The 25,227-nt window shown below is 39.9% G+C and carries 26 protein-coding genes, 2 pseudogenes and 1 other annotated feature; all 28 genes and pseudogenes read right to left on the bottom strand.

What is annotated here, in order from left to right; translation table 11 throughout:
* Window positions 1-157 precede the first annotated feature (157 nt).
* The 28 genes and pseudogenes from G574_RS0100820 to G574_RS0100685 all read right to left on the bottom strand — a co-directional run bounded on the left by G574_RS0100820 (window position 158) and on the right by G574_RS0100685 (window position 25,162).
* Entirely contained in the window at window positions 158-1,225 is a 1,068-nt protein-coding gene (locus G574_RS0100820) for an ABC transporter substrate-binding protein (RefSeq protein ID WP_029690530.1), read from the bottom strand.
* A complete protein-coding gene (locus G574_RS0100815) occupies window positions 1,218-1,994 on the bottom strand; it encodes an ABC transporter permease (protein WP_029690529.1) in 777 nt (258 codons plus the stop codon). The genes G574_RS0100820 and G574_RS0100815 overlap by 8 nt, the downstream gene beginning before the upstream one ends.
* Window positions 1,991-2,785 (bottom strand): ABC transporter permease, encoded by a 795-nt coding sequence (locus tag G574_RS0100810; protein ID WP_029690528.1) that lies wholly within the window; start codon window positions 2,783-2,785, stop codon window positions 1,991-1,993. The genes G574_RS0100815 and G574_RS0100810 overlap by 4 nt, the downstream gene beginning before the upstream one ends.
* Window positions 2,769-3,923 carry an ABC transporter ATP-binding protein gene (locus G574_RS0100805; protein ID WP_029690527.1) on the bottom strand — a complete coding sequence of 385 codons (1,155 nt, stop codon included), beginning with the start codon at window positions 3,921-3,923 and terminating at the stop codon, window positions 2,769-2,771. Before G574_RS0100805 ends, G574_RS0100810 begins: the two co-directional genes overlap by 17 nt.
* A gap of 170 nt (window positions 3,924-4,093) precedes the next feature.
* Complete coding sequence (gene murB / locus G574_RS0100800; RefSeq protein WP_029690526.1) at window positions 4,094-4,990, bottom strand: UDP-N-acetylmuramate dehydrogenase; 897 nt, start codon at window positions 4,988-4,990, stop codon at window positions 4,094-4,096.
* Window positions 4,991-5,068: 78 nt separating this feature from the next.
* The gene (folK, locus tag G574_RS0100795) at window positions 5,069-5,548 is read right to left on the bottom strand and encodes a 2-amino-4-hydroxy-6-hydroxymethyldihydropteridine diphosphokinase (RefSeq protein ID WP_029690525.1); all 480 of its coding nucleotides are present in this window, start codon (window positions 5,546-5,548) and stop codon (window positions 5,069-5,071) included.
* Entirely contained in the window at window positions 5,545-5,904 is a 360-nt protein-coding gene (gene folB, locus G574_RS0100790) for a dihydroneopterin aldolase (RefSeq protein WP_029690524.1), read from the bottom strand. Before folB ends, folK begins: the two co-directional genes overlap by 4 nt.
* A gap of 9 nt (window positions 5,905-5,913) precedes the next feature.
* Window positions 5,914-6,672: a dihydropteroate synthase gene (gene folP / locus G574_RS0100785; protein WP_156828090.1), complete on the bottom strand. Its 759-nt coding sequence runs from the start codon at window positions 6,670-6,672 to the stop codon at window positions 5,914-5,916.
* A 43-nt stretch (window positions 6,673-6,715) separates the two neighbouring features.
* On the bottom strand, window positions 6,716-7,279 hold the full coding sequence (folE, locus tag G574_RS0100780) for a GTP cyclohydrolase I FolE (RefSeq protein ID WP_029690522.1): 564 nt from the start codon (window positions 7,277-7,279) through the stop codon (window positions 6,716-6,718).
* Window positions 7,276-8,568, bottom strand: coding sequence for a bifunctional folylpolyglutamate synthase/dihydrofolate synthase (locus G574_RS0100775; RefSeq protein ID WP_029690521.1), 1,293 nt, complete (start codon window positions 8,566-8,568; stop codon window positions 7,276-7,278). The genes folE and G574_RS0100775 overlap by 4 nt, the downstream gene beginning before the upstream one ends.
* Before the next feature lie 72 nt (window positions 8,569-8,640).
* A complete protein-coding gene (locus G574_RS0100770; protein WP_051130507.1) occupies window positions 8,641-9,090 on the bottom strand; it encodes a C39 family peptidase in 450 nt (149 codons plus the stop codon).
* Window positions 9,091-9,106: 16 nt separating this feature from the next.
* The gene (rarD, locus tag G574_RS0100765) at window positions 9,107-9,973 is read right to left on the bottom strand and encodes an EamA family transporter RarD (RefSeq protein WP_029690519.1); all 867 of its coding nucleotides are present in this window, start codon (window positions 9,971-9,973) and stop codon (window positions 9,107-9,109) included.
* A gap of 13 nt (window positions 9,974-9,986) precedes the next feature.
* Complete coding sequence (thrB, locus tag G574_RS0100760; RefSeq protein WP_029690518.1) at window positions 9,987-10,847, bottom strand: homoserine kinase; 861 nt, start codon at window positions 10,845-10,847, stop codon at window positions 9,987-9,989.
* A 1-nt stretch (window position 10,848) separates the two neighbouring features.
* On the bottom strand, window positions 10,849-12,135 hold the full coding sequence (locus G574_RS0100755; protein ID WP_029690517.1) for a homoserine dehydrogenase: 1,287 nt from the start codon (window positions 12,133-12,135) through the stop codon (window positions 10,849-10,851).
* A gap of 167 nt (window positions 12,136-12,302) precedes the next feature.
* A complete protein-coding gene (locus tag G574_RS0100750; protein ID WP_029690516.1) occupies window positions 12,303-13,106 on the bottom strand; it encodes an ABC transporter ATP-binding protein in 804 nt (267 codons plus the stop codon).
* Entirely contained in the window at window positions 13,106-14,005 is a 900-nt protein-coding gene (locus G574_RS0100745) for an ABC transporter permease (RefSeq protein ID WP_029690515.1), read from the bottom strand. Before G574_RS0100745 ends, G574_RS0100750 begins: the two co-directional genes overlap by 1 nt.
* Window positions 14,006-14,017: 12 nt before the next feature.
* Window positions 14,018-14,992, bottom strand: coding sequence for an ABC transporter substrate-binding protein (locus tag G574_RS0100740; protein ID WP_029690514.1), 975 nt, complete (start codon window positions 14,990-14,992; stop codon window positions 14,018-14,020).
* 628 nt (window positions 14,993-15,620) lie between these two features.
* Window positions 15,621-16,583, bottom strand: coding sequence for an ABC transporter substrate-binding protein (locus G574_RS0100735; RefSeq protein WP_029690513.1), 963 nt, complete (start codon window positions 16,581-16,583; stop codon window positions 15,621-15,623).
* A 488-nt stretch (window positions 16,584-17,071) separates the two neighbouring features.
* A pseudogene (locus G574_RS10635) lies at window positions 17,072-17,835 on the bottom strand (ABC transporter permease).
* Window positions 17,816-18,471 (bottom strand): annotated as a pseudogene (locus G574_RS11610) (ABC transporter ATP-binding protein). Before G574_RS11610 ends, G574_RS10635 begins: the two co-directional pseudogenes overlap by 20 nt.
* Window positions 18,471-18,893, bottom strand: a complete 423-nt coding sequence (locus G574_RS0100720; protein ID WP_029690512.1) for a cupin domain-containing protein — start codon at window positions 18,891-18,893, stop codon at window positions 18,471-18,473. Before G574_RS0100720 ends, G574_RS11610 begins: the two are co-directional and overlap by 1 nt.
* A gap of 663 nt (window positions 18,894-19,556) precedes the next feature.
* Entirely contained in the window at window positions 19,557-19,925 is a 369-nt protein-coding gene (gene rplL, locus G574_RS0100715) for a 50S ribosomal protein L7/L12 (protein WP_017769381.1), read from the bottom strand.
* Between the two features lie 74 nt (window positions 19,926-19,999).
* Entirely contained in the window at window positions 20,000-20,503 is a 504-nt protein-coding gene (gene rplJ / locus G574_RS0100710) for a 50S ribosomal protein L10 (protein ID WP_017769382.1), read from the bottom strand.
* Window positions 20,504-20,531: 28 nt separating this feature from the next.
* Window positions 20,532-20,668: a sequence feature (ribosomal protein L10 leader region), on the bottom strand.
* A 402-nt stretch (window positions 20,669-21,070) separates the two neighbouring features.
* The gene (locus tag G574_RS0100705) at window positions 21,071-21,712 is read right to left on the bottom strand and encodes a deoxynucleoside kinase (protein ID WP_029690511.1); all 642 of its coding nucleotides are present in this window, start codon (window positions 21,710-21,712) and stop codon (window positions 21,071-21,073) included.
* Between the two features lie 7 nt (window positions 21,713-21,719).
* Window positions 21,720-22,319, bottom strand: a complete 600-nt coding sequence (gene yihA, locus G574_RS0100700) for a ribosome biogenesis GTP-binding protein YihA/YsxC (protein ID WP_029690510.1) — start codon at window positions 22,317-22,319, stop codon at window positions 21,720-21,722.
* 14 nt (window positions 22,320-22,333) lie between these two features.
* On the bottom strand, window positions 22,334-23,563 hold the full coding sequence (gene clpX, locus G574_RS0100695; protein WP_017768796.1) for an ATP-dependent Clp protease ATP-binding subunit ClpX: 1,230 nt from the start codon (window positions 23,561-23,563) through the stop codon (window positions 22,334-22,336).
* Window positions 23,564-23,753: 190 nt separating this feature from the next.
* Window positions 23,754-24,257 (bottom strand): dihydrofolate reductase, encoded by a 504-nt coding sequence (locus G574_RS0100690; RefSeq protein WP_029690509.1) that lies wholly within the window; start codon window positions 24,255-24,257, stop codon window positions 23,754-23,756.
* Window positions 24,258-24,322: 65 nt separating this feature from the next.
* Window positions 24,323-25,162, bottom strand: coding sequence for a thymidylate synthase (locus G574_RS0100685; RefSeq protein WP_029690508.1), 840 nt, complete (start codon window positions 25,160-25,162; stop codon window positions 24,323-24,325).
* Window positions 25,163-25,227 lie beyond the last annotated feature (65 nt).

Genomic DNA, 25,227 nt, shown 5'->3' with positions numbered 1-25,227 from the left:
ACAAAAAAACAACACTCTCTTTTCGACTACACTAAAAAAGAGAGTGTGCTTCAATATAAGCATCAATTTACACTCATTGTCATATCAACTTTTCTCTTCAATCTTAATCGAGAAATGACATCATGATCGATTAGCGCTATGCTATAGGGATGCTTTCCTATTTACGGTACATTTTGATTTGCAAGTACAGATCATTGTAAATGCCTAACCATTTTTGACCAAGATTATCATAAACTTCTAAACGATCAATCGTTTCTTGAGTGGGATAGAAGGCCGTATCATTTTTAATTTCATCAGGCAATAGCTCCTTGGCCGATGTATTAGGGGTTGAATAACCGATATATTCTGCATTCTGTGCGGCATTCTCTGGCTCTAACATAAAATTAATAAAGGCATAAGCTTCATCAATGTGTTTAGCTGTTTTAGGGATGACCATATTGTCGAACCAGAGATTAGAACCTTCTGTCGGTACCACATAAACCAAGTCTTCATTTTCATAAAGCATTTCACTGGCTTCCCCTGAGAAGGTCACACCAATAGGGGCATCACCTTGGATCATGTAACCCTTTAATTCATCACCCACAAGGGCTTTGATATTTGGTGTCAGATCGTTCAAATGCTGCTCGGCTTGGCGCAGTTGTGACATGTTTTTAGAGTTCAAACTGTATCCTAAACTATTAAGCCCCAAACCTAGGACTTCTCTAGCACCATCAACCATCATGATACTATCCTTATACTCTGGTTTCCAAAGATCTTCCCAGTGTTCAGGATAGGTATCTAATTGTTTTTTATTATAAACAATGCCGACGGTACCCCAGAAATAAGGGATGGAATAATCATTTTCTAGATCAAAGCTCATTCCCAAAAATTCTGGTCCAATGTTTTCCAATCCCTTGATCTTTCCTTTATCTAGTTTCAGTAACAAGCCTTCCTTGATCATTTTATCAATGGTATAGTCACTCGGAACAGCGATATCGTAGGTCGTACCGCCTTGATTAATTTTGGTATACATGGCTTCATTGGAATCAAAAGTCTCGTACTGTACCTCAATACCTGTCTCTTTGGTAAATTTAGCTAACAGTTCAGGATCAATATAATCTCCCCAGTTGTAAATCACCAGTTTATCCGAAACGCTTCCAGACTGCCTTTGTAAGACAAAACTCGTTCCCCATAGAATGACAATAATCGCGCAGATCCCCACCAAAAAAGAATTCAGTTTACGCATTTTTTGCCTCCTTGTCTTGGGAAATGAAGTAATAGCCAATAACCAACAAAATACTAAAGAAAAAGACGACTGTTGACAAGGCATTGATGTCTAAAGAAATCCCTTGGCGAGCTCGCGAATAAATCTCAACAGACAAGGTTGAAAAGCCATTTCCTGTCACGAAAAAAGTAACCGCAAAATCATCCAAAGAATAGGTAAAGGCCATAAAATACCCAGCAATGATTCCAGGAGTCAGGTATGGAAGCATAACATCCCGCAACATTTGAGAACGCGTTGCTCCTAGATCATAAGCGGCATGAATCATATCTTGATTCATTTCCTTCAATCGTGGTAAAACCATCAAGACCACAATCGGAATTGAAAAGGCAATGTGACTGAGCAATACCGTCGCAAAACCAAGCTTAAATTTAATATAGGTGAATAAAATCAAAAATGAGGCGCCAATCATGACATCTGGCGCTACCATCAAGATATTGTTGGTAGAAAGAATGCCATTTTGATAGCGTTTTTTACTTTCATGGATATAAATAGCACCAAAAGTTCCGATCGCTGTAGCAATCAATGAACTTAAGAAAGCCAGGAAAAAGGTTTGTGCCACAATCAACATGAGGCGACTATCCTCAAACATAACCTTGTAATGGTCTAACGTAAAACCTGTAAAACCATTCATATCGCCACCTTTATTGAAAGAATAAAAGATGAGATAAAAAATCGGCGCATACAAAAGCACAAATACGAAAATCAGATAGAGGTTAGCATGTTTTTTCATGATTTTCTCTCCTTAGTTACCCACATAATCATTAACATGGCAGCGATTAAGACAACTCCTATGGTTGAACCCATGCCCCAATTTTGCGTTGTCAGAAAATGCTGTTCAATCGCAGTTCCTAGTGTGATAACTCGGTTACCACCGATGAGTCGCGTCAACATAAAGAGACTTAAGCTAGGAATGAAAACTGATTGAACTCCTGAACGCACACCATTTAGAGACAAAGGAAAGACAACCCTTCTAAAAGTTTGAGTACTATTAGCGCCCAGATCTCGACTAGCATTAATAATATTAGGATCGATATCGTCCAAAGCATTGAATATAGGCAAAATCATAAAAGGAATCTCAATATAAGAGGCCACAAACACAAAGGAGAAATCCGTGAATAAAATTTGTTGAGGACCAATGCCCATAAAACTCAAAAAGGCATTAACGCTACCTTGTTGGCCGAATATGCCCATAAAAGCGTAGGCTTTGAGCAAAAGGTTAACCCAGGTTGGCAGAATAACCAACATCAACCACAATTGCTTGTGTTTCAGGCGTGTCAAAATCAAGGCAGTAGGATAAGCAATTAAGAGTGTTACCAGCGTAATAATACCTGCATACAAGACCGAGTTGAGACTCATCTTTAGATAAGTCCAGGATCCAAAAAATGTTTGGTAATTAGCTAATGTCGCTTGCCCCTCAATATCAAAGAAAGACTGCCAAATAATCATGACAACTGGAGCCATGACAAAGAGTAGCACCCACAAAAAGTAGGGAATGGAGAAAAAGCTAGCCGTTTTCTTCATGACGCTCCTCCTCAATGGCATTGATCAAACCATCTTCCACTTCTTCAAGTTCCACATATTCTTCAATACGTGCGTCAAACTCTTCTTCGGTCTCATTGAGACGCATGATATGGATATCTTCTGGCTCAAAATCTAGACCAATCACTTCACCTTCAATAGCTTTTCGTGTTGAGTGAATCATCCATTCATTTCCTAAATCATCGTAAGCAATGATTTCGTAGTGAACACCTCGGAAAAGCTGGGTATCCACTTTAACTTGCAACTTACCTTCCTCAGGTAGGGTAATTTGCAAATCCTCTGGACGAATCACCACTTGGACAGGTTCGTTCGGACGCATCCCCCCATCAACCGCTTCAAATCGTTTGCCATTAAACTCAACGAGGTAATCTTCAATCATAGTTCCTGGCAAGATATTAGATTCTCCGATAAAGGTTGCAACAAAGTGATTGATGGGTTCATCATAAATATCAACAGGTGTCCCAGATTGGACAATCTGTCCCTCATTCATCACAAAAATCCAGTCACTCATAGCCAGTGCTTCTTCTTGATCATGCGTGACAAAAACAAAGGTGATTCCTAGACGTTGCTGTAGTTCGCGTAATTCGTACTGCATCTCTGTTCGTAACTTTAAATCTAAAGCGGACAAAGGTTCATCCAAGAGGACCACACGAGGCTGGTTAATAATGGCGCGTGCAATAGCCACTCGCTGGCGCTGGCCTCCTGACAATTTTTGAATAGACCGTTTTTCATAACCTTCAAGTTGCACCATTTTTAAGGTATCTTTAACGCGTTGATCGATTTCTTTCTTATCCACTTTTTTTAATTTTAGCGCAAAAGCCACATTTTCATAGACTGTCATATGTGGGAAAAGGGCATAAGATTGGAAAACAGTATGCACATCGCGCTTATTAATAGGAACATCGTTGATACGCTTACCATCTAGTAAGACATCTCCAGATGTGGCATCCAAAAGTCCTGCAATAATATTGAGAATTGTTGATTTACCTGATCCAGAAGCGCCTAAAAGCGTGTAAAATTTCCCTTCTTCTAGTTCAAAGTTAATGTCTTTTAAAACCGTTGTGCCATTGTCTTCAAATACTTTTGAGACATTCTTGAAGGCAATAATTGGATTAGTCAATGGTCATAAATCCTCCATCATTTTCTAACTATGTAATCTTATCTTAGTAACAACTTGGAATCAGCTCAGAAAAAAGATTTTCTGAGCTGTAATGTGTTATTGTAGCAATGGGTATGGTTATTTTTGAAAACTAAGCTATTAACTAGTCGCGTTAAAACAACTACTAGCCACTATTCTTCACCAATAATCCGAACTTCACGTTCTAAAGTAATTCCCGAATGTTTTTTAACGGTGTCAATCACATGTGCAATGAGGTTCTCGTAATCTTTAGCGCTTCCTTGATCAACATTAATCATAAAGCCTGCGTGTTTTTTAGAGACTTCAACACCACCAATTCGATAGCCTTTAAGCCCTGCCTCTGTGATAAGTTGTCCTGCAAAATGCCCTACTGGACGTTTGAACACGGAGCCACAAGAAGGGTATTCCAGCGGTTGTTTTAAAGAGCGCAAACGGTTAAGACGATCCATTTCATTCTTGATCGCTGTATAGTCACCTGGTTTTAGCGCAAACTTGGCTGAGATAACAATGTCTCCCGAACTTTGCAAAGCTGATTGGCGATAGCCGAAAGCCATATCCTTATCATCTAGTGTCTTTATCTTGCCATCACGCCCCATGACTTGAGCAGAAACCAGTACATGAGCAATTTCTCCCCAGTAGGCACCCGCATTCATAAAAACAGCGCCACCAACACTCCCAGGAATCCCCGCTGCAAACTCAAAACCTGTCAAGCTATGATCACGAGCAACTTTGGTTGTTTCCTTGAGGTTAGCACCTGCTTCTACTTCCATCGTGTAACCATTTATAGTGATCGTATTAAGACGATCAAACATTATCACGATACCACGAATACCACCATCGCGCACAATTAAGTTACTGGCATTTCCCAGAACCATCCACGTAAGATCGTGACTATTAGCAAATGTAATTAGCCTAACTAACTCAAAACGATTTTTAGGAAAGGCTAAATAATCAGCTGGACCACCAACTTTAGTATAGGTATAGTTCTTTAAGGGTTCATCAACACGGATATCGATCCCTGATAAAGCCGTTTTCATTTCTTCTAACATTTTGTTTCCTCATACAGACAAAAATCGGCATAGCCGATCCCCATTATACCAAAATTCCTTTGAGATAACACCACTTTCTTAGATTTTTACCACATCATCAGTGACAAGGTCAGACAATAAGGACGAGACAGTTTGATTGGTCTTAGGAAATATTAGATCCGGCGCTATTTCTGCCAATGGTACCAAAACAAAGGCACGTTGTGTCATATAGGGGTGAGGAACTGTTAGGTCAGCCGTATCAATTGTTTCCGAACCATATAATAATAGGTCAATATCCATCGTTCTTGGTCCCCAGTGCTCATGACGCTCTCGTCCAAGTCTTTTTTCAATCGCTTGACATTGCTTTAAAAGTTCGTGCGGCTCTAAGCAAGTATCTATCTGACAAACCGCATTGATGAAATCATCTTGGTCCGTTTTGCCCCAGGCTACTGTTTGGTAAAATGAAGATACTCCTAAAAGAGTCGTCTGTGGCAAGTTTTTAAGAGAGGTAATGGCTTTTTCTAAATAGGCCTTTTTATCTCCCATATTGGATCCTAAACTCAGAAATACATTAGTCATCTATGTCTCTCCAATCGAATACCTACAGCATCATAATGACCATTGATCGGTGGATTTTCCTTACTGATGGCAATATCTATGGCAGTGACTGGGGGAAATTGGTCAAAAATATCCTGACAAATAGCTCCTGCTAAGCGTTCAATCAGTTGATAGCGACGATTTTCCGCTTGATTTTTAATACAGTCAAAAACCATCCCATAATGAACCGTGTCCTCCAGGCGATCTGATAAAGAAGCCGCTGAGAGATCGACAGTCAATTTAGCTGAAATCACAAAGATTTGTCCTAGACGATTCTCTTCTGCTAAAGCGCCATGGTAACCGTAGAAGCGGCAATTTGTTAAGGTAATCTGATCCATCATCTTCTCCTAAATCAATTGACTAATAACTGCTACAACATCTTTGTTAGCCTCAACGTTATGAATACGAACCATTTGACAACCTTTTAAGACAGCATAAGCTGACAAAGCTGCGGTTGCCTGATCGCGATCTTCCATGGCACGGCCACCGCCAAGAAGAGCATCTACCGTCCGTTTTCGCGAAATACCAAAGAGAACAGGATAACCCAATCCTGTAATCCTATCCAAATGTTTTAAGAGCTCTACATTATCTTGAGCTGACTTGGCAAAGCCAAAACCAGGATCAATCCAGATAGCTTCTTTAGCAATGCCACTGTCAAGAGCCGCTTGCACCCGTTCTTGCAAAAAGGCCGCAACTTCCTCAGTGACATTAGCGTATCCTTCTTTTTCCTGATTATGCATCAAAATATAAGGCACCCCTTTCTCAGCCGCTAAAGCCATCATCTGTCCGTCATAAAGACCCGCCCAAACGTCATTTAAAATATCGGCTCCGGCTTCAAGTGCCGCTTTTGCCGTTTCCGTTTTGTAGGTATCAATGCTAATCAAGACATCATAATGTGCTTTGATAGCTTTTATAATAGGAACCACACGATCAATTTCATCTTGAGCCGTTACAAAGGTGGCATTAGGACGCGTTGACTCCCCTCCTATATCAATGATATCGACACCTGCTTCAATCATCTTGCCAGCTTGCTCCAAAGCAGAATCAACTGTTATATAGGAGCCACCATCTGAAAATGAATCAGGGGTAACATTTAGAATCCCCATAATAACTGCTTTGGCTTCGAAATCTCTATTTCCGATTCTCACTTTATTTTCCCCTTATCATTGCTATCACTTGACCACGTGCCTCAACATCCGTTTGATAAATACCGCGTGATACTGTCGTCACTGTCTTACTACCTGGTTTTTTTATACCTCGCATAGTCATACAAAGGTGTTCAGCTTCAAGCATGACATATACCCCCTTGGGTTGCATAGCTTCCTGCAAAGCATTAGCCACTTGAGCAGTCAAGCGCTCCTGTAACTGTGGACGGCGGGCTGCTACTTCAACTGCTCGAGCAACTTTACTTAATCCCGTCACACGACCATCACTCGGCAAGTAAGCAACATGTGCCACGCCATAAAAAGGAATCAAATGGTGCTCGCACATGGAATAAAAAGGGATATCCTTAACCAATATCATCTCTTCATGACCTTCGGAGAAAACAGCAGTGAATTGCTCCCTGGGATCACTGTTAAGCTCCGAGAACATCTCAGCATACATTTTAGCGACACGTTTTGGGGTATCGAGTAACCCTTCACGCTCCGGATCTTCTCCGATAGCCTGTAAAAGATTGTAGATTGCTTCTTCTGCTTTTTTTTGATTAATCATTCCTTTTTATCCTTCGTTTCACTGGTTTTATTATAACATGGTTTTGCTAACAAGTATTGTCGGACTTGCGAGATAAAATACAAGGAGCCTGTAATGACGTACAAATCTTTTTCTGATCTGGTATCACAAGTGGCTAGCCAATCCTGAAAGTTTGCCACACTAGCATAAGTTTGAGGGTAATCGTCTAAATCAAGAGCCTTTGGGAAAGGGAAAGTTGTTACAGTAACCGATCCGATGCGATCGAGTTGATCTAACATCTGATGTATTGGTTTTCCCTTGATAGCCGAAAACAAAATGTGAATATTTTTATGTGGAAAACTGTTTTTTAGAACATCAATTAAGGCAGCAACGCTTTCCTTGTTATGAGCTCCATCAATCATCACATTGGACGACATCATCTCCGTTCGCCCTAGCCACTTTGCCTTAGACAAGCCTGAAGCAATGACTTCTTGACTGACTAAGGGATAATCCTCATCTAATAATAGTGAACACATAATAGCTAATGAGGCATTAGTCACTTGGTGCTGCCCTAGCATCTGCAAAGAAAGTCCGGTCAATTGAGTCTCTTGCCAGTTAAATGTAAAATTATCCGAACGACCGCTAACCATAAAATCTTTTGTAAACTCATAAACTTGGCTATGTGTCTGCACAGCTTTATCGTAGAAGACCTGTCTCACCTCTGCTTTATTTTCTGAAAAGATAAAAGGAACGCCCTCTTTTAGGACACCTACCTTTTGAGCGGCAATATCAGGATAATCCTGCCCCAAAATGTCTTGGTGATCCAGACCAATAGAGGTACAGATAACCGCCAAAGGATGAAACACGTTGGTCGAGTCAAACGTTCCTCCCAATCCTGCCTCAATTATAGCAATATCGACAGGATGTAGACGCCCAAAATAAAGAAACATCATTGTTGTGATGATTTCAAATTCAGTAGCAGGCTCAAAACCAGTTTCTAGTGGTAACCTCTCCGCAATAGGCTTGACAATCTCAAGCAGGGCAACTAGGTCTTCCTTGGAAATCATGTGGCCATTCAAAGCAATGCGCTCACGAAAATCCATAATATAAGGAGACGTAAAGGTACCTACTTCATAACCAGCCTCCATAAAAATTGTCTTTAGGTAATTAACTGTTGAACCTTTGCCGTTTGTTCCGACCACATGAATGCCTTTGATTGTCTCCTGAGGGTTCCCCAGTTGTTCCAGCATCCACTGCATTCGCTTGATACCAGGCTTTATGCCAAATTTTAGTTGTTGGTGAATCCAATCTAAACCGTCATCATAGGTCATCGTTTCTGTGTAAATTGTCATAACCTAAGTATATCAAAAAAGAGGCTGAAAACAACCTCTTGAATAGATAGACTATGATTTAAAAACTTTGATAAATGGTGTTCCTAATTCTCTATCTGCTGAATTCCAGCTTTGTTGGGAGAATAAATCACTAATCGAATACCAACCGTTTAAAAAATCACGATAGGGATCACGGACATATGTTTTTCCGTTATTATACCCTTGCAGTAAAATTTCATGTGTCCCACTATACCAAACAAAATCACCAAGTCCAACAGCGGCCATTACAGGATGTCCCATTTTTAACGTATTCTCTAAATCGGCAACACTCTTTTGAACTTCATAGCCATAACCTCTTGATTTCAAAGAAGCCCCAATTCCATGGGCATAGGTTCCACCACCGATTTTATTAAATGCAGTAGTATTCTTGTATAACCACGAAGCTACATCTGTGGGTAATACAAGCTTTTTCTCTAACCTCTCTTTTAATTTTTTATTAATTATAGCATGGTTAATTGCCACAAAACAACCATCACTTTCATAACATATGCCTTTTCTTAATCAACATTATTTGCCCTACGATAAAAACAAGGACACCTAGCCAAATACAAATGAAGCCATACAACTCACCGGAACTGATTGATTCGCCAAAATAAAAGACAGCAATTAACAATTGGATCGTAGGATTAATGTATTGGATAAAGCCGACTTGATTAAGAGGAGCTCGCTTAACCCCTTCTGAAAAGAGCAATAAGGGAATAGCTGTTACGACTCCAGACAAGATCACTAAAACTGTTTCACGAAGTGATAACTGACTTAGCGATGTTGTACTCCCAAAGAGGAGATACAGTACACTCAATGGCAAAATCATGCCTGACTCAAATAGCATAGCCACATCACTGGATAAGGAAATCCCTTTTTTTATCAGACCATATAAAGCGAAACTAAATGCCAAAATTAAAGTAATTGTTGGAAGAGAACCCGTCTGATAAATTAAAATAGCAACGCCTACAGCAGCTAATAACAAAGCAAGACGAGTGGCTCCTGTTAGTGACTCCTTTAAAAACAGCACTGACAGCACAATAGACACCAATGGCATAACATAGTAACCTAAACTCGCTTCAGTTGCTTGATGATGAGTAACAGCCCAAATATAAGCTATCCAATTAAAGGTAATAAAAACACTCGCTAACACCATGCGCCACAAGGTTGTTTTAACACGATACAACTCTTTTAACTGACTCCTATACTTTTGAGTCTGACGCGTGATCAGCATATAAAGCAACATGGTAACAACTGTCCATAACATCCGGTAAGCAAAAATATCGTAAGCGCCGACAGCGCTCAACTGTTTCCAATACAGCGACAGTAATCCCCACAAAAAATATGCAGAAAGGGCTAACATTAGCCCTTTTGTTTTAGTCGTCAACAGTAACCCCCTCCCGATCAATGGTCAAGGTTAGGACATTACCAGAAAATGCTTGTGACAGCTCCCGTATAAATGAAGCGCTATGCTCTTGTGGTAAAAAAGTCATTACCGTTGGTCCTGCTCCAGAAAGATAGGTCGCATAGCTCTGATAACGATGTGCTAATTCCTTGATAGGCTTAAACTCTGGAACAAGCTCTTGACGATATGGTTCATGAAAACGGTCTTGTTCAATAGCTTGACCCGCTACCTTCCAATCACCTGCGATCAGGCCAGCAACCATCATATTAGCAATAGACGATGCAGCCACTGCCTCCTTATATGATAAGGTTTCAGGTAAGACACGTCGTGAATCACTCGTTTTAAGCTCATAATCAGGAACATAGGCAACCAAGGCACAGTCCGGAAAAGAAACAAGCAAATGATTTAGATCCTCATCATGATAAGATGAAATGACCAAGTCACCAAAAATAGCGGGAGCAACATTATCAGGATGCCCTTCAATCTTGGTTGCTATCCTTAATTTGTCTTCATCAGATAATTGCAAGTCAGCCAATTGATTCGCCAGCTCGATACCTGCCACAATAACTGACGAAGAAGAGCCCAGACCCCTGGCAAGAGGAATGTCAGATGACATTTTGAGATAATGGGGTTGCAACTGAGGGGCAAGACTCAAAGCTGTCCGTAAAAGAAGATTAGACTCATCAGAAGGCACCCCCGGTAACTGATGATCAATATGCCAATGATCAGAAGATTCAAGAACTTCAATGGTTAAATAACAACTGACCGCTAACCCTACCGAATCAAATCCAGGTCCAATATTTGCCGAAGTTGCTGGTACTCGTATTTTCATATTAATCTCCTAATACTTTAAAGACGTTACCGAGTTCAAAGTCGACCGACGCTTCAATATCCTTAGTCACCTCTTGCAATTGCTGACGTGTAATCTCATGTGTGATCACCGTGATGAAGGCATCCTCTTGACTCGCTTTCTCTTGTAAAACTTGATCGAAAGAAATAGCGTGTTTTTCAAATAATTGCGCTAAATGAGATAACTGTCCCGCCGTATCACGCGCCTGAACCGACAGATAATAACGATGAGAAACATGCTCCAAATCAGCTAATCGACTAGGTTGGTCAAAACGATTAAAAGGTTGACCAACTTTATCTTGGACGATATCCCGACTGATTTGCATAATATCCGCCACTACAGAGGTTGCCGTCGGTTTTTGACCTGCACCTGGACCGTAATACATAGATTGTCCAATTCCGATAGATTCTACATAAACAGCATTCATAACATCATTAACAGTAGCCAAGGGGTGATTTGTCGGAATTAAAGTTGGTGCAACTTCAGCCCATAAACCTGATGCCGTTTCTTGCAAATCACCGACCAATTTGATGACGTAACCCATTTCCTTAGCAGTTGCCACATCATTAGCTGTAATCACGTCAATACCTTGATGGTGGATAGCCTCAAAATCAATAGCCATTCCAAAGGCAAAGCGACTCAAAATAGCGACCTTGTAAGCTGCATCAATACCTTCAACATCATTAGTAGGATCACTTTCCGCATATCCCAATGCTTGGGCACTTTCCAAGGCTTCTTGATAAGTCCAACCGGATTCAACCATTTTCGTTAACATATAGTTAGAGGTGCCATTCAAAACACCTAGTACGCGGGTGATTTTATCTGAAATAAGGGATTGTGACAGGGTTCTTAAAATGGGAATACCACCTGCAACTGCAGCTTCATAAGCAAAAGATACTTGATTTTCGGACGCTAAAGCCAGCAATTCTGTGCCGTGTAAAGCAATCAGATCCTTATTAGCAGATACCACATGCTTACCAGCTTGCAAGGCTTTTGCAATATAGGTTTTAGCAGGTTCGATACGTCCCATTAATTCCACCACAATAGCAATAGACTCATCACTAAGGATCGCTTCGACATCCGTCACAAAATCATAATCGTGTCCTTGCGCTACTAAACGCTGCGCCTCTTCAGATGATTTTACCAAGACCTTACCAATAGCAATCTCTGCCTCTGCTAAATCAAAAATCTTCTTCTGATTTTCTTGCAACAAGTATGGAACACCACTTGCCACTGTCCCAAATCCAAGTAAACCAATTTTAACTGTCATGCATTCAATCCTCTTCACATTATTATCTTTCTAGTATATCAAAATTTTCTGATTATTTACAAACAATCTGATACTGTAAATGAGCGATAAGCCAAATTCTAAACCAATAACAAGTCAAACAAAAACCAGCTCAATTTACCGAGGCTGGTTCTTAATATTTTATAAGCTTATCCTAACACAAGAGCATCATCATTCAACTGTTGACCTGAATTTTTATGGAAAAGATCCATCAATTGGCTAACCGTCAGATTTTTCTTCTCCTCACCTCTGACATCAACCACAATCTTTCCTTGGTATAACATCACTAAGCGGTTACCATAGGTAATAGCATGCTCCATATTGTGTGTGATCATCAAGGTCGTCAACTGATGTTCTTCGACTACTTTTTGCGTTAAAGCCATAACCATGTCACTGGTTTTAGGATCCAAGGCCGCGATATGTTCATCCAAAAGCAAGATATCTGGACGGACTAAAGTCGCCATAGATAAAGTCAGCGCTTGACGTTGGCCGCCTGATAAGAAGCCCGCATCTGTTTTTAAGCGATTTTCTAAACCAAGACCAAGCACTTTTAAAGCCTCTTTGAAGCGTTCACGCTCTTTATCAGTCACAGCTTTCTTGAAAATGCTGCGCTTCTTACCACGGAGATAGGCAATCGCCATATTTTCTTCAATGGTTAGATTGGTTGCAGTCCCCATGCGAGGATCCTGGAAGACACGACTAATATGTTTGGAACGAGCCTCGACAGAGTCTTTTTTGATAGACTTGCCATTTAGCATAATGTCACCCTCATCCATTTGCACAACACCCGCAATCGTGTTGAGCAATGTTGATTTCCCGGCACCGTTACCTCCGATAATGGAAATGAAATCTCCCTCTTCAACATCTAAATCCAACCCACGAAGCACATGATTTTCATTAATAGTACCTTTTTCAAATATTTTATGAACATTTTGTAGACTAAGTAAGCTCATTACTTCTCCTCCTGAGTCAATGATTTAGAGGTTTTAACACCTAATTTTGCACGAATTTCTGGAATATATAAAATGACAGCAAGTAAGACTGCAGAGACTAACTTAATCATTTGAGCATCAACATTTGCTGTTAATATCACAACGATAATCAAACGATAAATCACAGATCCCATGACAATGGAAGCTAGACGTTTGCCTAGAGGCAAATGTTTGATAATAACCTCTGCCAAAATCACTGACGCTAAACCAATAATAATAGTACCAACACCCATATTCAAATCAGCGTAACCATTATTCTGAGCAAGCAAGGCACCTGATAAAGCAATCAGCCCATTCCCAATCATGTAACCTAAAACCTTCATCTGGTTGACATTAATACCATTAGCTTGCCCCATATGAATGTTATCGCCTGTGGCGCGTAGAGAAAGCCCCAATTGCGTATTTAAAAAGAGCATCAAGGACAAGATAACCAAGCCGATAAAGATCAAACCAATGACAATAACCGCCATTGTCTTATCAAGTCCTAAATCTTGGAACATTGTAACCAGTGTTGGTTGCATGGATAATGACACATTAGAACGCCCCATAACCAAGAGATTGGTTGAATAAAGTCCCGTCAGCGTAATAATACCTGTCAATAGAGGTGGAATTTTCATCTTGGTATGAAGGAATCCAGCAACTAAACCGACCAACATCCCTCCAGCTAAACCTGCAAGAGTCGCTAAAATAGGGTGCCATCCCGCCAGAATAGCGACAGACGTCACTGCAGCCCCCATAGGAAATGCTCCCTCTGCAGACAAGTCAGCAATATCTAAAATCCGAAAGGTCATAAAGACCCCAATCGCCATAATCGACCAAAGCAGGCCTTGTGAAATACTTGATAATACAATGTCTAACATCTTACTTTCCTTTTACTCCTTACTATCTTCAATAGCACTTATGTCTATTTTTAAGAGTTTGGCCATATCGTCATTAACCTTAACCGTTAAATTCTCAGGTGTCTCTATCGCTACTTCAGATACCTTTTCACCTTCCAAGATACGAATAGCCTGACGCGCTGTTTGGCGTCCCAATTCTTCAAAATCTGGACCATAAGAGAAAAGTGCCCCCTTTTCAACCAAATCAGCATTTGCCGCATAGACAGGAACTTTCATTTCACGGGATAAATCTGTCACCAAAGTAATAGAACTATCAATCAGATTATCCGTCGGCATGTAGAGAACTTCGGTTTGATTCATCAAGGAACGAGCTGTATCTTGAACATCATTTGTCGATGCAATCCCCTTAGTAACCACTTCAATGCCTTCTTTTTTAAAGAGTTTTTGAGCTTCCTTCACCTGAACTTCCGAATTACGTTCATTAGTAGTGTACATAATGCAAACTTTTTTCAAATCAGGCATGACTTTTTTAAGTAAATCAATTCTTTCCTGAGTTGGAGCCAAGTCCGTTGTTCCTGTCGCATTCCCTCCAGGTTTTTTTAGAGATTCCACCAATTTTGCAGACACAGGATCTGTTACCGCTGTAAAGGTAACTGGTACATCACTAGATGCGGTCGTTAAGGCTTGTGCCGCTGGTGTCGCAATCCCCAACACCAAATCGTTGTCTTTCACCAATTTTTCGGAGATGGTCTGAAGGTTGGATTGATCACCTTGTGCGTTTTGATAATCAATGACAACATTATCGCCATCTTTATAACCGGCTTTTTCTAATTCATCCACGAATCCTTCGCGAGCAACATCGAGAGTTTCAAAATCGACATACTGCAAGATCCCGATATGTTGAGCATCAGCTGAAGCCTTTTTTTCTGAAGCTGATTGTTGCGAACAAGCTACTAACAAGAGAGCAGATGCTGCAATTGACATAAACAGTTTAACAGGTTTCTTCATCATAATCTTCCTTTCTTTCTCACCCATTTGAACACGAGCCATTACCGCTCATAACATAAAAACCGATTAGACGCGTTATCTAACCGGTTTCTTAAAGGATATTCTCCTCAAAAATAGCCGCTTAGACTAATCCCATCTAATCGGCTAACGACAATCGAAAATGCTTTAGCCTCATAGATACAAACTGCTACCGTTTGTATCCATAAGGTACAAACGTTTATCTAACGAAACCAAAGTAATAATAGATGTTTACTTGAGCCACATCGGCAAACGTCTGTAACAGCATATACATTCTCCTTGCTAAATGATGGTATAAGTGTAACGCAATCATCTAAAGATGTCAACTTTTTTTACCAAAGAAACCAACGGTTGCAGGCTACGACTAGGACAAAAGACCCAAAATTATTCGCCTATGATAAAAGTTCAACAGTTTTCAGTGATTGACTGCTACAAAAGTGATAGACCCTAATACTGGACAACGGGAGTCATCAAACAATCCCACTCATTCATTAAAATCCGCTTTTTATCCCTACTACTTTGACACTCACTTTCCCTCCAGCTAGGTAAGATGAGCATGTAAGTGGCTGCGGCAAATGAAGCCTTCGATTACCGATTTCTAGTCTACTGCCTATTTTTCTTTGATAGCTGACACGTCTACACCTAGGCTATCAGCCATTTCTTCGTTGACCACGACGTTTAGAGCATCTGGATACTCCGCAGAAAGTTTTGAAACGTCTTCTCCTTCAAGCACCTTGACTGCTAGTTTGGCTGTCTGCTCACCCAATTTTTCGTAGTCAGGTCCGTAAGAGAAGAGAACGCCACTCTCAACCATATCTGCTGAGCCACCAACCACTGGAACCTTAGTTTCTTTAGACAAATCTCCTAGCAACGTTACAGAACTTGCTATGATATTGTCAGTCGGTACAAACAAGACATCCACATCTTTCATCAAACTTTTAGCTGTATCTTGCACATCATTGGTCGATGAGATACCTTTAGTTTCGACTTTAATACCAGCTTTTTTAAAAAGCTTCTCAGCTTCTTCTACTTGAACTTCAGAATTACGTTCACTTGTTGTGTACATAATACCAACTGTTTTAGCATCTGGAATCACTTCTTGCACCAACTTAACTTGTTCGTCAATAGGAGACATATCACTTGTCCCTGTTGCTAAACCGCCCGGATTTTTCATAGATTTGACCAACTTAGCAGAAACTGGATCTGTCACAGCGGTGAATAAAATAGGGGTGTCTGAAGTCGTCGTAACAAGAGACTGTGCTGCTGGTGTCGCAATCCCTAAAACCAAATCATTATCTGAAACCAACTTTTCTGAAATGGATTGTAGGTTAGCTTGATCACCTTGTGCATTTTCATAAGCAATCGTGATATCCTTACCATCCTTGTAGCCTTCTGCTGCTAAACCTTTTTCAAAACCTTTGCGTGCAGCTGTTAATGACTCATGCTCTACATATTGTAGGATACCAATTTTTTTCGCATCCTTAGAAGCCGATGCATTATCTGACTGAGAACAAGCTGCTAATAATAATGAAGCCGTTCCAAGTGTGACCAATGTTTTCAATACCTTTTTCATGTTAAATTCCTCCAATAAGGTGTTATCATCTGTTACTTGAAATGAGGAAGGTAACTCCCCATACCAGACACTGTTTGGCATAAACAAAAACCAGCTAGGCAAAAGCTAACTGGTTTGACATCAACTTTTCAATAAAGTCAATAATTTAAGCCCTTGGCTTGACCAGTTAGATATTATCTAATCAGCCAAGTCCATAGGAAAAATGCTCTAGCTTCATAGATACAAACTTGCGCACCGTTTGTACCTAAAAAGCTACAAACGGCTATCTAAAGAAACTAAAGTAAAAATAAGTTGTTTCATGACCTAGATGAGACCGATTTAACAGCATTTCTTTCTCCTTCGTTTATGATTGATAACAGTATAATATGACAAGTAACGTTTGTCAAGTTTTTTCTGATAATTTTTTGATAATACTATTATTTTCAAAAAATTTTAGATATTAAAATAAGGTAGGTTATCGTACAAAAACACGACTCCTGCCTCATCTATTAATCAAAATCTAGTTGTGAACGCTCATTAAAATAGGTTTTATAAGCTGCATACGATGCGATAACTGAAGCCAAGCTTGTCGCAGATAACAACATAAACATAACCATAATTTGATAGCGAATGGCATGCACAGGATCGACACCAGCAAAGATAAGCCCTGACATCATACCGGGAAGGCTGACTAACCCCACCGTTTTAGCAGAATCAATGGTCGGCTGAATCCCAGTTTTGATACTTTCTCTGAGTATTTCCTGGGAAGCTAGTTTAACCGTGGCTCCAAGCGTCAATTTTTATAAAACCTGCTGGCGAGTATCATTAAAAAGACGATACATGACCGATAAGAGAGACCAATAGCAGTCATAGCATTATTAGCTAGCATACCTGAAATCGGAATAACCTGAGAAGGAATCATCTTTATCGCACCTGATAAAATGAGAATACTCAAGGTAACACCAGTCGATGTCAGAAGCGCCAAAAATGGCTGCCAAAATTTACCTGCTTTATTAGGATTACGTTTATTCGCCTGCAGACTGGCATTGAAGAGAATCACCAAAACCATAAGTAAGCTAAGCAAAATATTGCTGGCTTGAAACACATATTTCAAAACATAACCAACAAAGACGAGCTGAATGACTGTTCTGATAACCGCCATTACAATATCTTTGGAAATGCCTAGTTTCTCTTTCTGACTGATTGCCATTGCCAAAAGCACGAGACCAAATACGAGGGATAAAGAAAGATTATCAACGTAGACATTTGTCATGGATCAATTTTCCTTCTTCAATCGTGATTAAGCGCTCTGCGGCATCGATCTCACTCTGATCATGTGTCACTTTAATAACTGTTTTACCTGACTTACGATAGTTATCAATTAACTGATGAACAATCGCTTTTGTTTTGGCATCTAGACCTGCTGTCATCTCATCTAATAAGAGAGCCTCAGGTTCAAAAAGCAAATTACGAATGAGTGCGACACGCTGCTTCTCTCCCCCTGACAACTCCGTAATTTTTTCTCTAGAAAGTCTGGTGACAAGGCAACACTAGATAATGCTGCTTCCACTCTTTACTGATCAAATGGTAATTGACGGATCTCAAAAGGGAAAGCCAGATTATCTTTGACTGTTTTATCAAAAAGTACAGGCTGCTGGAAACAGTACGAAACGGTTCGACGATGAAATACCATATCTAAGTCGGAAAAGTTTTTCTCACTCACTAAAATCGTTCCTTGAGTAGGTGAAACAAGACCAGCAAGTAACTTCAAAATGCTTGATTTACCACTTCCTGAGGGACCAACAAGTGTCACGCGCTCCCCCTGATTAACTTGAAAGGTTATCTTATCTAAGATTACTTTTTCTGTAACCATCAGGCCCACCTCTTGGATATCAAAAATAACCGTCATTAGTGACCTTCAGCCTCTTCTGCAGCGATCGCAATCGCCTGTGTTTCATGAACTGTACCATGAGCATGGTGCGCTGGGCCATAGATAGAGTAAAGTTTCAAATCTTCATCGCCAATATTAATCACATTGTGATAAGTATCTTTTGGAATAAAAATAGCAAACTCTGGACCAACCTCAGTATCAAGTGTAATCTTATTCTCAGATTCTCCCATAATCACACGACCACGACCTTGCTCAACACGTAGAAACTGGTCATTCTCATCATGTACTTCGGCACCAATGTCTCCACCAACAGGAATGCTCATCAAAGTTGCTTGAAGCAATTCACCCGTCCATAGAGCCGTACGATAATTGGTATTAGCTAATGTTTCCTCTTCAATATTTGTCACAAATGGTTTATTTCCATGATCTTTAGTAGTCATATTTCACTCTCCTTATTTATAATGATTCTAATTATAGAATATCCTAAACTATCTGTCAACTAAAAAATCATTAAAATCCAAAAACAAACATAAATCAATAATCATTTTTTATCGTTTATCTTATAAACATTTGCACTATTTGACCTATTTATCCAGTTAAGTTGGTACCACATGACATTTCGTAAAAACCTGCAGAAAAGTTGGAAAATTCTATGATGGTCTGGTTTATGTATCTGGAGACGAAAAAATACTCATCCAACATTAAACTTAGCGGGATATTATTGTATTTGACTAAGAAACGACTACTTTTTGCACTTTAGGAAACGATTATGCTCTAAGAGATTGTGACTTAAGTCTCATCCCTGTACATAATAATTCCCTCTGACAAGATAAACCCTAGCGCCACTAATAGTTTCAATACTCTTAGTCTTGATAACATGGATATGTTTTAAAAAGACTGTATTTTACTGACATCAACTTTTACTTAGATCAGTATTTTCTTAGCTTTTTTATCGCAATCGCACACTTTTACACCTTTCCTTCAATAATTACTCTCTTTTGGGTAACGACACCAAACAATAACTTATTAGCCAAACACAAAAAACCACTATCCCAAAGAATAGTGGTTCATCATCTTTCTAAGCCGTTAAGCTATAAGAATGATTATTTAAGAGTAACTGAAGCACCTGCTGCTTCAAGTTTTTCTTTGATTTCGTTAGCTTCTGCTTCTGAAGCACCTTCTTTGATAACTGATGGTGCGCCATCAACGATAGCTTTAGCTTCTTTAAGACCTTCGCCTGTGATTTCACGAACAACTTTAATAACGCCAACTTTTTTGTCGCCAGCAGAAGTCAATTCAACGTCGAATGAATCTTTAGCAGCTTCTTCAGCACCACCAGCAGCACCAGCAGCAGCTACAGGAGCAGCAGCAGTTACGCCAAACTCTTCTTCGATAGCTTTTACAAGGTCGTTCAATTCAAGGATTGAAGCTTCTTTAATTTCAGCAATAATGTTTTCAATGTTCAATGCCATTGTAATTTCCTCCAAATATAGATTAATAAATAAAATGTGTTTGTAACCTTAGGCTACTTTTTGAGAAGAGATGCTTATGCAGCACCGTCTTCTTTGCTTTCTGCAACTGCTTTGACAGCGTATGCCACGTTGCGAACTGGCGCTTGAAGTACAGAAAGGAGCATAGAAAGCATTCCTTCGCGGTTTGGCAATTTCGCTAGTGCTTGAATTTCTTCAGCTGAAGAAACAGCACCTTCGATTGCGCCACCTTTGATTTCAAGGGCGTCAGCAGTTTTTGCAAAATCAGCGATAACTTTAGCAGGTGCAATAACATCTTCGTTTGAAAATGCTACAGCAGATGGTCCAACAAATACATCTTTTAATTCGTCAAGACCAGCTTTTTCAGCTGCACGTGTCAAGATTGAGTTTTTGATCACTTTAAACTCAACATCGCTTTCACGAAGTGAACGACGAAGAACTGTGTCTTGATCAACTGTAAGTCCACGTGAATCTACAACAACGATAGATGCAGCAGCTTTCATTTTCTCAGCAACAAGTTCAACTTGCTCAGCTTTTTTAGCAATAATTGCTTCACTCATTAGTTTTACCTCCGTTAAAATTTTTGGGCTAGGCACAAAAAAATCGCACCTAAACCTAGACACGAAAGTACAATACGTTACAAATTCTTAGTTACGTTTTGTGCCTCGGCAGGAATCTTACGAGCACTGCTCCCCTGCTGTCTTAGGTCAGTTTTATTTCAAAACCTTTTACATCATATCATGACTTTTTCCATTTGACAAGTGTTTTAATTATTTTTGCACTATTATTTTGAAAATGGAACGTTCTAGACTGACGTTAGGTTAGTAAAAAATATAAAAACATCCCAGAGTGAGATAATGTCGTTCACCATAAACACACTAAAAAAACTCTGAGATGCAAAATGATTATACTACAAAAGGAGGATGAACTTTGTGACTAATCACTCCCCACTCAAGATGACACAATCCCTAAACATTAAGGACAGCGCATCCTTTCAGATGATTCCAAGACCCTTGACAGCCTATCTGTCACAGTCTGAATACTTCTTGGAGGTGACTCCTTGACATGGGCCCCCGTTCATTCTTTTCCTCTCATAATGCTACGAGTGAGCCTCTTCTTCTCAATTGCTACTCGGTTTCTAGATGGCTTAGCTGCTCATCGATCAGATGAAGTACCCTCTGCAAGTCATCTTCAGAGTTAACAAAATCCAGCTCATCACCTGCAATGCGCATTTTAGGTGAAAAGTGATAATTTTCGTACCAATCGGGATATTCACCATGTACCAACTGGTAATAGTCATAGAGACCCGGATTATCTGAGATTTGCTCGTAAGAACGCCCTCTCTTTTGGATACGCTCTAGCATCTTTTCAAAGGTGACATCGATATAAATCAGAAGATCTGGTCGCTTTTTAGGCATACCTTCCAGCTCTTCCATCATATTGCTCAGAAGCTCCTTGTAAATGTCCAGTTCTGTTTTGGTGACATTGCCCTGCTTATAATTAATCGTCAGAAAAAGCTCATCCTCAAAAATAGAACGATCAAGAATATTATTATTGTCCTTGTAGGCTGCTTTAATGGATTCAAATCGTTTATTCAAAAAGTAAATTTGAAGCAAGAAAGCATATTGTTTAGGATTTTCATAGTAGAGATCCAAAACAGGGTTATTATCAACAGACTCATAAAAAACATCTGTTCCCAGATGTTCTCCTAGAGCCTTGGCAAGGGAGCTTTTTCCTGCTCCAATGGTTCCAGCTAGTACAATCAACATAGTTCTCCTAAAGGTATTCTAAAATAGTGTCCCAAGCTTCATCTAGACCGTCACGGGTCACCGATGAAAAAATCACAAAGGCATCATTGGCATCAAATTGCAATTTCTTTTTGATTGCTGATTCGTGCTTATTCCACTTGCCACGTGGAATTTTGTCTGCCTTAGTCGCTACAACAATTACAGGAATTTCATAATATTTCAGAAACTCATACATTTGTACATCATCGACCGACGGTTCATGACGTAAATCAATCAAACTGACAACAACACGCAAGTTATCACGAGTGACAAGATATTCTTCAATCATCTTCCCCCACTTGGCACGTTCTTTTTTAGAAACTTTGGCATAGCCATATCCAGGAACATCTACAAAGCGTAATTTGTCATCAATATTAAAGAAATTGAGCAATTGGGTTTTCCCCGGTTTTCCAGAGGTGCGTGCTAAATTTTTCCGCCCCAAAAGCGTGTTAATAAAACTAGATTTTCCAACATTGGAACGCCCTGCTAAAGCAACCTCTGGTAGGTCATCTTGAGGATAATGTGATTTATTGGCTGCACTCAATAAGATTGAGGCGTTGTGGGTATTTAAAACCTGTTCTTCAGCCATAGCTTCTCCTACTTCTAAGCCGTTTCGAGGATCGGATGGCCTGTGCCATCAACAGCTTCTTTAGTGATTCTAACACGTTTGACATTTTCTTGACTAGGGACTTCAAACATAATATCTAGCATGGTTTCCTCAATAATCGAACGAAGACCACGCGCCCCCGTTTTACGGTCAATGGCCTTTTCTGCAATAGCTTCCAAAGCTTCGCGATCAAAGGACAACTCAACATCATCGTAAGACAAGAGTGTTTCGTATTGACGAACAAGCGCGTTGCGAGGTTCTGTCAAAATCGTAATCAAATCGTCAACGGTTAGTTGCTCTAAGGCAGCAGTGACTGGTAAGCGTCCAATAAACTCTGGAATCAAGCCAAATTTTTGAATGTCTTCTGAGATAATCTCTTGCATATAAGAAGAGTCATCCGAAACTTTCTTATTATTTTGGCCGAAACCAATGATTTTTTCACCCAGGCGTTGCTTAACGATCTCTTCAATGCCATCAAAAGCACCTCCGACAATAAACAAGATGTTTTTCGTGTCGATTTGGATCATTTCTTGATTTGGATGCTTACGGCCGCCCTGAGGGGGTACACTAGCAACTGTTCCTTCGATGATTTTTAAGAGAGCTTGTTGTACCCCTTCACCAGAAACATCACGTGTAATAGAGACATTCTCCCCTTTTTTAGCGATCTTATCAATCTCATCCACGTAAATAATGCCGCGTTCTGCACGCTCAACGTTGTAATCAGCCGCCTGAATCAGCTTCAACAAGATATTCTCGACATCTTCACCAACATAACCTGCTTCTGTCAAGGAAGTGGCATCTGCAATGGCAAATGGGACATTGAGACTCTTGGCTAAAGTCTGTGCCAAAAAGGTTTTTCCAGATCCCGTTGGGCCAATCATAAGGATATTAGACTTTTGCAAGACCACATCTTCTTCATCGCGGCTCTCCGTAAAGCTCACTCGCTTATAATGATTGTAAACAGCAACTGCCAAGGCACGTTTTGCACGATCTTGGCCAACCACATATTGGTTTAAAACATCCAAGAGTTCTTTAGGTTTTGGAACATCAGAGAGGTCTGCTAATACTTCCTCGGCTAGCTCTTCTTTGATGATTTCCTGTGATAATGCAACACACTCATCACAAATAAAGACGCCATTTCCGGCGATGATTTTTTTGACTTGTTCTTGGTTTTTGCCGCAAAAAGAGCAATAAACCATAACGTCATTTGTTCGATTATCTACCATAATTTCTCAACTGTCTCCTAAAATAATGTCCCATAAAAAGCATGGATGGTATTAACAAGGTTGGTAAAAGCATTTAATAAAAAGAGCACACCTAAACCGTAACGATTTTTCTTAAAGGCTGGAAATGCACATAAAAGGCAAATAATTGCCAAACATGCGGTGAAAACACCAAATATACTACGCTGCACAGCTATTCTACCTTTCTCTCATATGTGGTAACGCTAAAGTCATAAGGATTTTTGTCATCTTTGTCAAAATAGATTTCCGAAACGGCTACGAAGGCCTCCTTGTCATAATCAGGGAAATAGGTATCCCCTTCAAAAACACCATGAACTATCGTCTGGGTTAGTCCATCAACTTCAGGTAAGAAGGTTTTGTAAAGGCTAGCACCACCCACGATATACAAGGTCTTATCCTGCTGAGCAAACCAACTCAAGACCTCCTCTTTTGAGTGCAACACGATAACGCCATCTGCTTCATAAGACAGGTCTCTCGTCAAAACAATAGTCTGTCGACCTGGCAAGATACGGCGATTCATCCCTTCAAAAGTGACTCGCCCCATGACTAGAACTTGTCCCATCGTCGTTTCTTTAAAATGCTTTAATTCTTTTGGAAGATGCCAAGGTAAACGGTCATTACGGCCAATAAGACCCTGCTCGTCTTCGGCCCAGATAGCAATTAATTGTTTAGTCATTGGTTACCTACTTTTATCATTTTCTATACTAACACATTTTGATGTCATTAACTGGAAAAAAGCCATTAAATGGCTAGATCAAATGTCAACTGCGGTTTGACAGGATCGTAATCGATTAATTCAAAATCTTCAGCTTTGATGTCAAAGAAGTTGGTTTTATCAGGAACATTTAAGACCAATTTAGGCAAGCTCGGACTCGCCTCTCTCTTTAGCAATTCTTCTGCTTGTGTAAACTGATTATCGTAAATGTGCAGATTGTTGATGAAGTAGAAAAATTTTCCAACTTTCCAGCCAAAATGTTTAGCAATCATCATCTGTAGAGCAACATACTGCATGGCATTAATATGATGCGCAACTAACATGTCATTTGATCGCTGAGTCAAGGTTGCATCCAGATAAATGTCGCCATCTACGCGACGAACATCGAACATGGTTTGAAAAGCACATGGCAAAAGACCTGGTGTCTCCTCAAAAGCTTCATAATCCCAAAGCGAAATAACATTACGGCGGTTCCATGGATTATCTTCCAATTGTTTCAAAATCTTGGTTATGATATCATGTTTTTTCACCACAGCGCCATAACGTTGACCAATGGTACGCGTTCTATCAACCTCCCAGTCATTCCAGTAATGAACATTGTACTTATCTTCCAACACATCTAAACTATTAGATTGATCTTGATAAATCCATAGAACTTCTTTAATTGCAGACTTGATCGGGATCGGGCGCAGCGTTGTAATTGGGAAATCACCTTTGGCTAAATCGTATTCTGCAAAAGCTCCTGTTACATACTTAGAATTTGCTGTTTGCCCGTCCTTGTACTTTGGTCGAGCCTGTTCAGACATGACGCCTTCTTCTAGGATACGCTTAATATTGGCTTTAAAAATCTCATCCGCTCTTGTCATGGACTTTTTTTCCTCTTTTACATCATTTAATAACTTCCTTATTTTAACGAAATTTCTTCAATTTT

The organism is Streptococcus hyovaginalis DSM 12219 (assembly GCF_000420785.1).
Classification (GTDB): domain Bacteria; phylum Bacillota; class Bacilli; order Lactobacillales; family Streptococcaceae; genus Streptococcus; species Streptococcus hyovaginalis.
Note: the sequence above shows the minus strand (reverse complement) of the source record. Positions and strands in the feature narration are given on the sequence as shown.

Bases quoted from the DNA above. Each gene is read 5' to 3' on its own strand.
- yihA (WP_029690510.1), bottom strand. From the start codon at position 22,319: ATGGCTGAAGAACAGGTTTTAAATACCCACAACGCCTCAATCTTATTG.
- folE (WP_029690522.1), bottom strand. From the start codon at position 7,279: ATGATTAATCAAAAAAAAGCAGAAGAAGCAATCTACAATCTTTTACAG.
- G574_RS0100685 (WP_029690508.1), bottom strand. From the start codon at position 25,162: ATGACAAGAGCGGATGAGATTTTTAAAGCCAATATTAAGCGTATCCTA.
- murB (WP_029690526.1), bottom strand. From the start codon at position 4,990: ATGTTAGAAGAAATGAAAACGGCTTTATCAGGGATCGATATCCGTGTT.
- folB (WP_029690524.1), bottom strand. From the start codon at position 5,904: ATGGATCAGATTACCTTAACAAATTGCCGCTTCTACGGTTACCATGGC.
- folK (WP_029690525.1), bottom strand. From the start codon at position 5,548: ATGACTAATGTATTTCTGAGTTTAGGATCCAATATGGGAGATAAAAAG.
- G574_RS0100735 (WP_029690513.1), bottom strand. From the start codon at position 16,583: ATGAAAAAGGTATTGAAAACATTGGTCACACTTGGAACGGCTTCATTA.
- clpX (WP_017768796.1), bottom strand. From the start codon at position 23,563: ATGGTAGATAATCGAACAAATGACGTTATGGTTTATTGCTCTTTTTGC.
- G574_RS0100810 (WP_029690528.1), bottom strand. From the start codon at position 2,785: ATGAAGAAAACGGCTAGCTTTTTCTCCATTCCCTACTTTTTGTGGGTG.
- rplJ (WP_017769382.1), bottom strand. From the start codon at position 20,503: ATGAGTGAAGCAATTATTGCTAAAAAAGCTGAGCAAGTTGAACTTGTT.
- G574_RS0100755 (WP_029690517.1), bottom strand. From the start codon at position 12,135: ATGACAGTTAAAATTGGTTTACTTGGATTTGGGACAGTGGCAAGTGGT.
- G574_RS0100690 (WP_029690509.1), bottom strand. From the start codon at position 24,257: ATGACTAAACAATTAATTGCTATCTGGGCCGAAGACGAGCAGGGTCTT.
- G574_RS0100740 (WP_029690514.1), bottom strand. From the start codon at position 14,992: ATGAAGAAACCTGTTAAACTGTTTATGTCAATTGCAGCATCTGCTCTC.
- G574_RS0100750 (WP_029690516.1), bottom strand. From the start codon at position 13,106: ATGAGCTTACTTAGTCTACAAAATGTTCATAAAATATTTGAAAAAGGT.
- G574_RS0100815 (WP_029690529.1), bottom strand. From the start codon at position 1,994: ATGAAAAAACATGCTAACCTCTATCTGATTTTCGTATTTGTGCTTTTG.
- rarD (WP_029690519.1), bottom strand. From the start codon at position 9,973: ATGTTAGCCCTTTCTGCATATTTTTTGTGGGGATTACTGTCGCTGTAT.
- rplL (WP_017769381.1), bottom strand. From the start codon at position 19,925: ATGGCATTGAACATTGAAAACATTATTGCTGAAATTAAAGAAGCTTCA.
- G574_RS0100820 (WP_029690530.1), bottom strand. From the start codon at position 1,225: ATGCGTAAACTGAATTCTTTTTTGGTGGGGATCTGCGCGATTATTGTC.
- G574_RS0100720 (WP_029690512.1), bottom strand. From the start codon at position 18,893: ATGACTACTAAAGATCATGGAAATAAACCATTTGTGACAAATATTGAA.
- G574_RS0100745 (WP_029690515.1), bottom strand. From the start codon at position 14,005: ATGTTAGACATTGTATTATCAAGTATTTCACAAGGCCTGCTTTGGTCG.
- folP (WP_156828090.1), bottom strand. From the start codon at position 6,672: ATGGGGATTCTAAATGTTACCCCTGATTCATTTTCAGATGGTGGCTCC.
- thrB (WP_029690518.1), bottom strand. From the start codon at position 10,847: ATGAAAATACGAGTACCAGCAACTTCGGCAAATATTGGACCTGGATTT.
- G574_RS0100705 (WP_029690511.1), bottom strand. From the start codon at position 21,712: ATGTTGATTGTACTAGCTGGAACCATTGGAGCAGGAAAAAGCTCCCTT.
- G574_RS0100775 (WP_029690521.1), bottom strand. From the start codon at position 8,568: ATGACCTATGATGACGGTTTAGATTGGATTCACCAACAACTAAAATTT.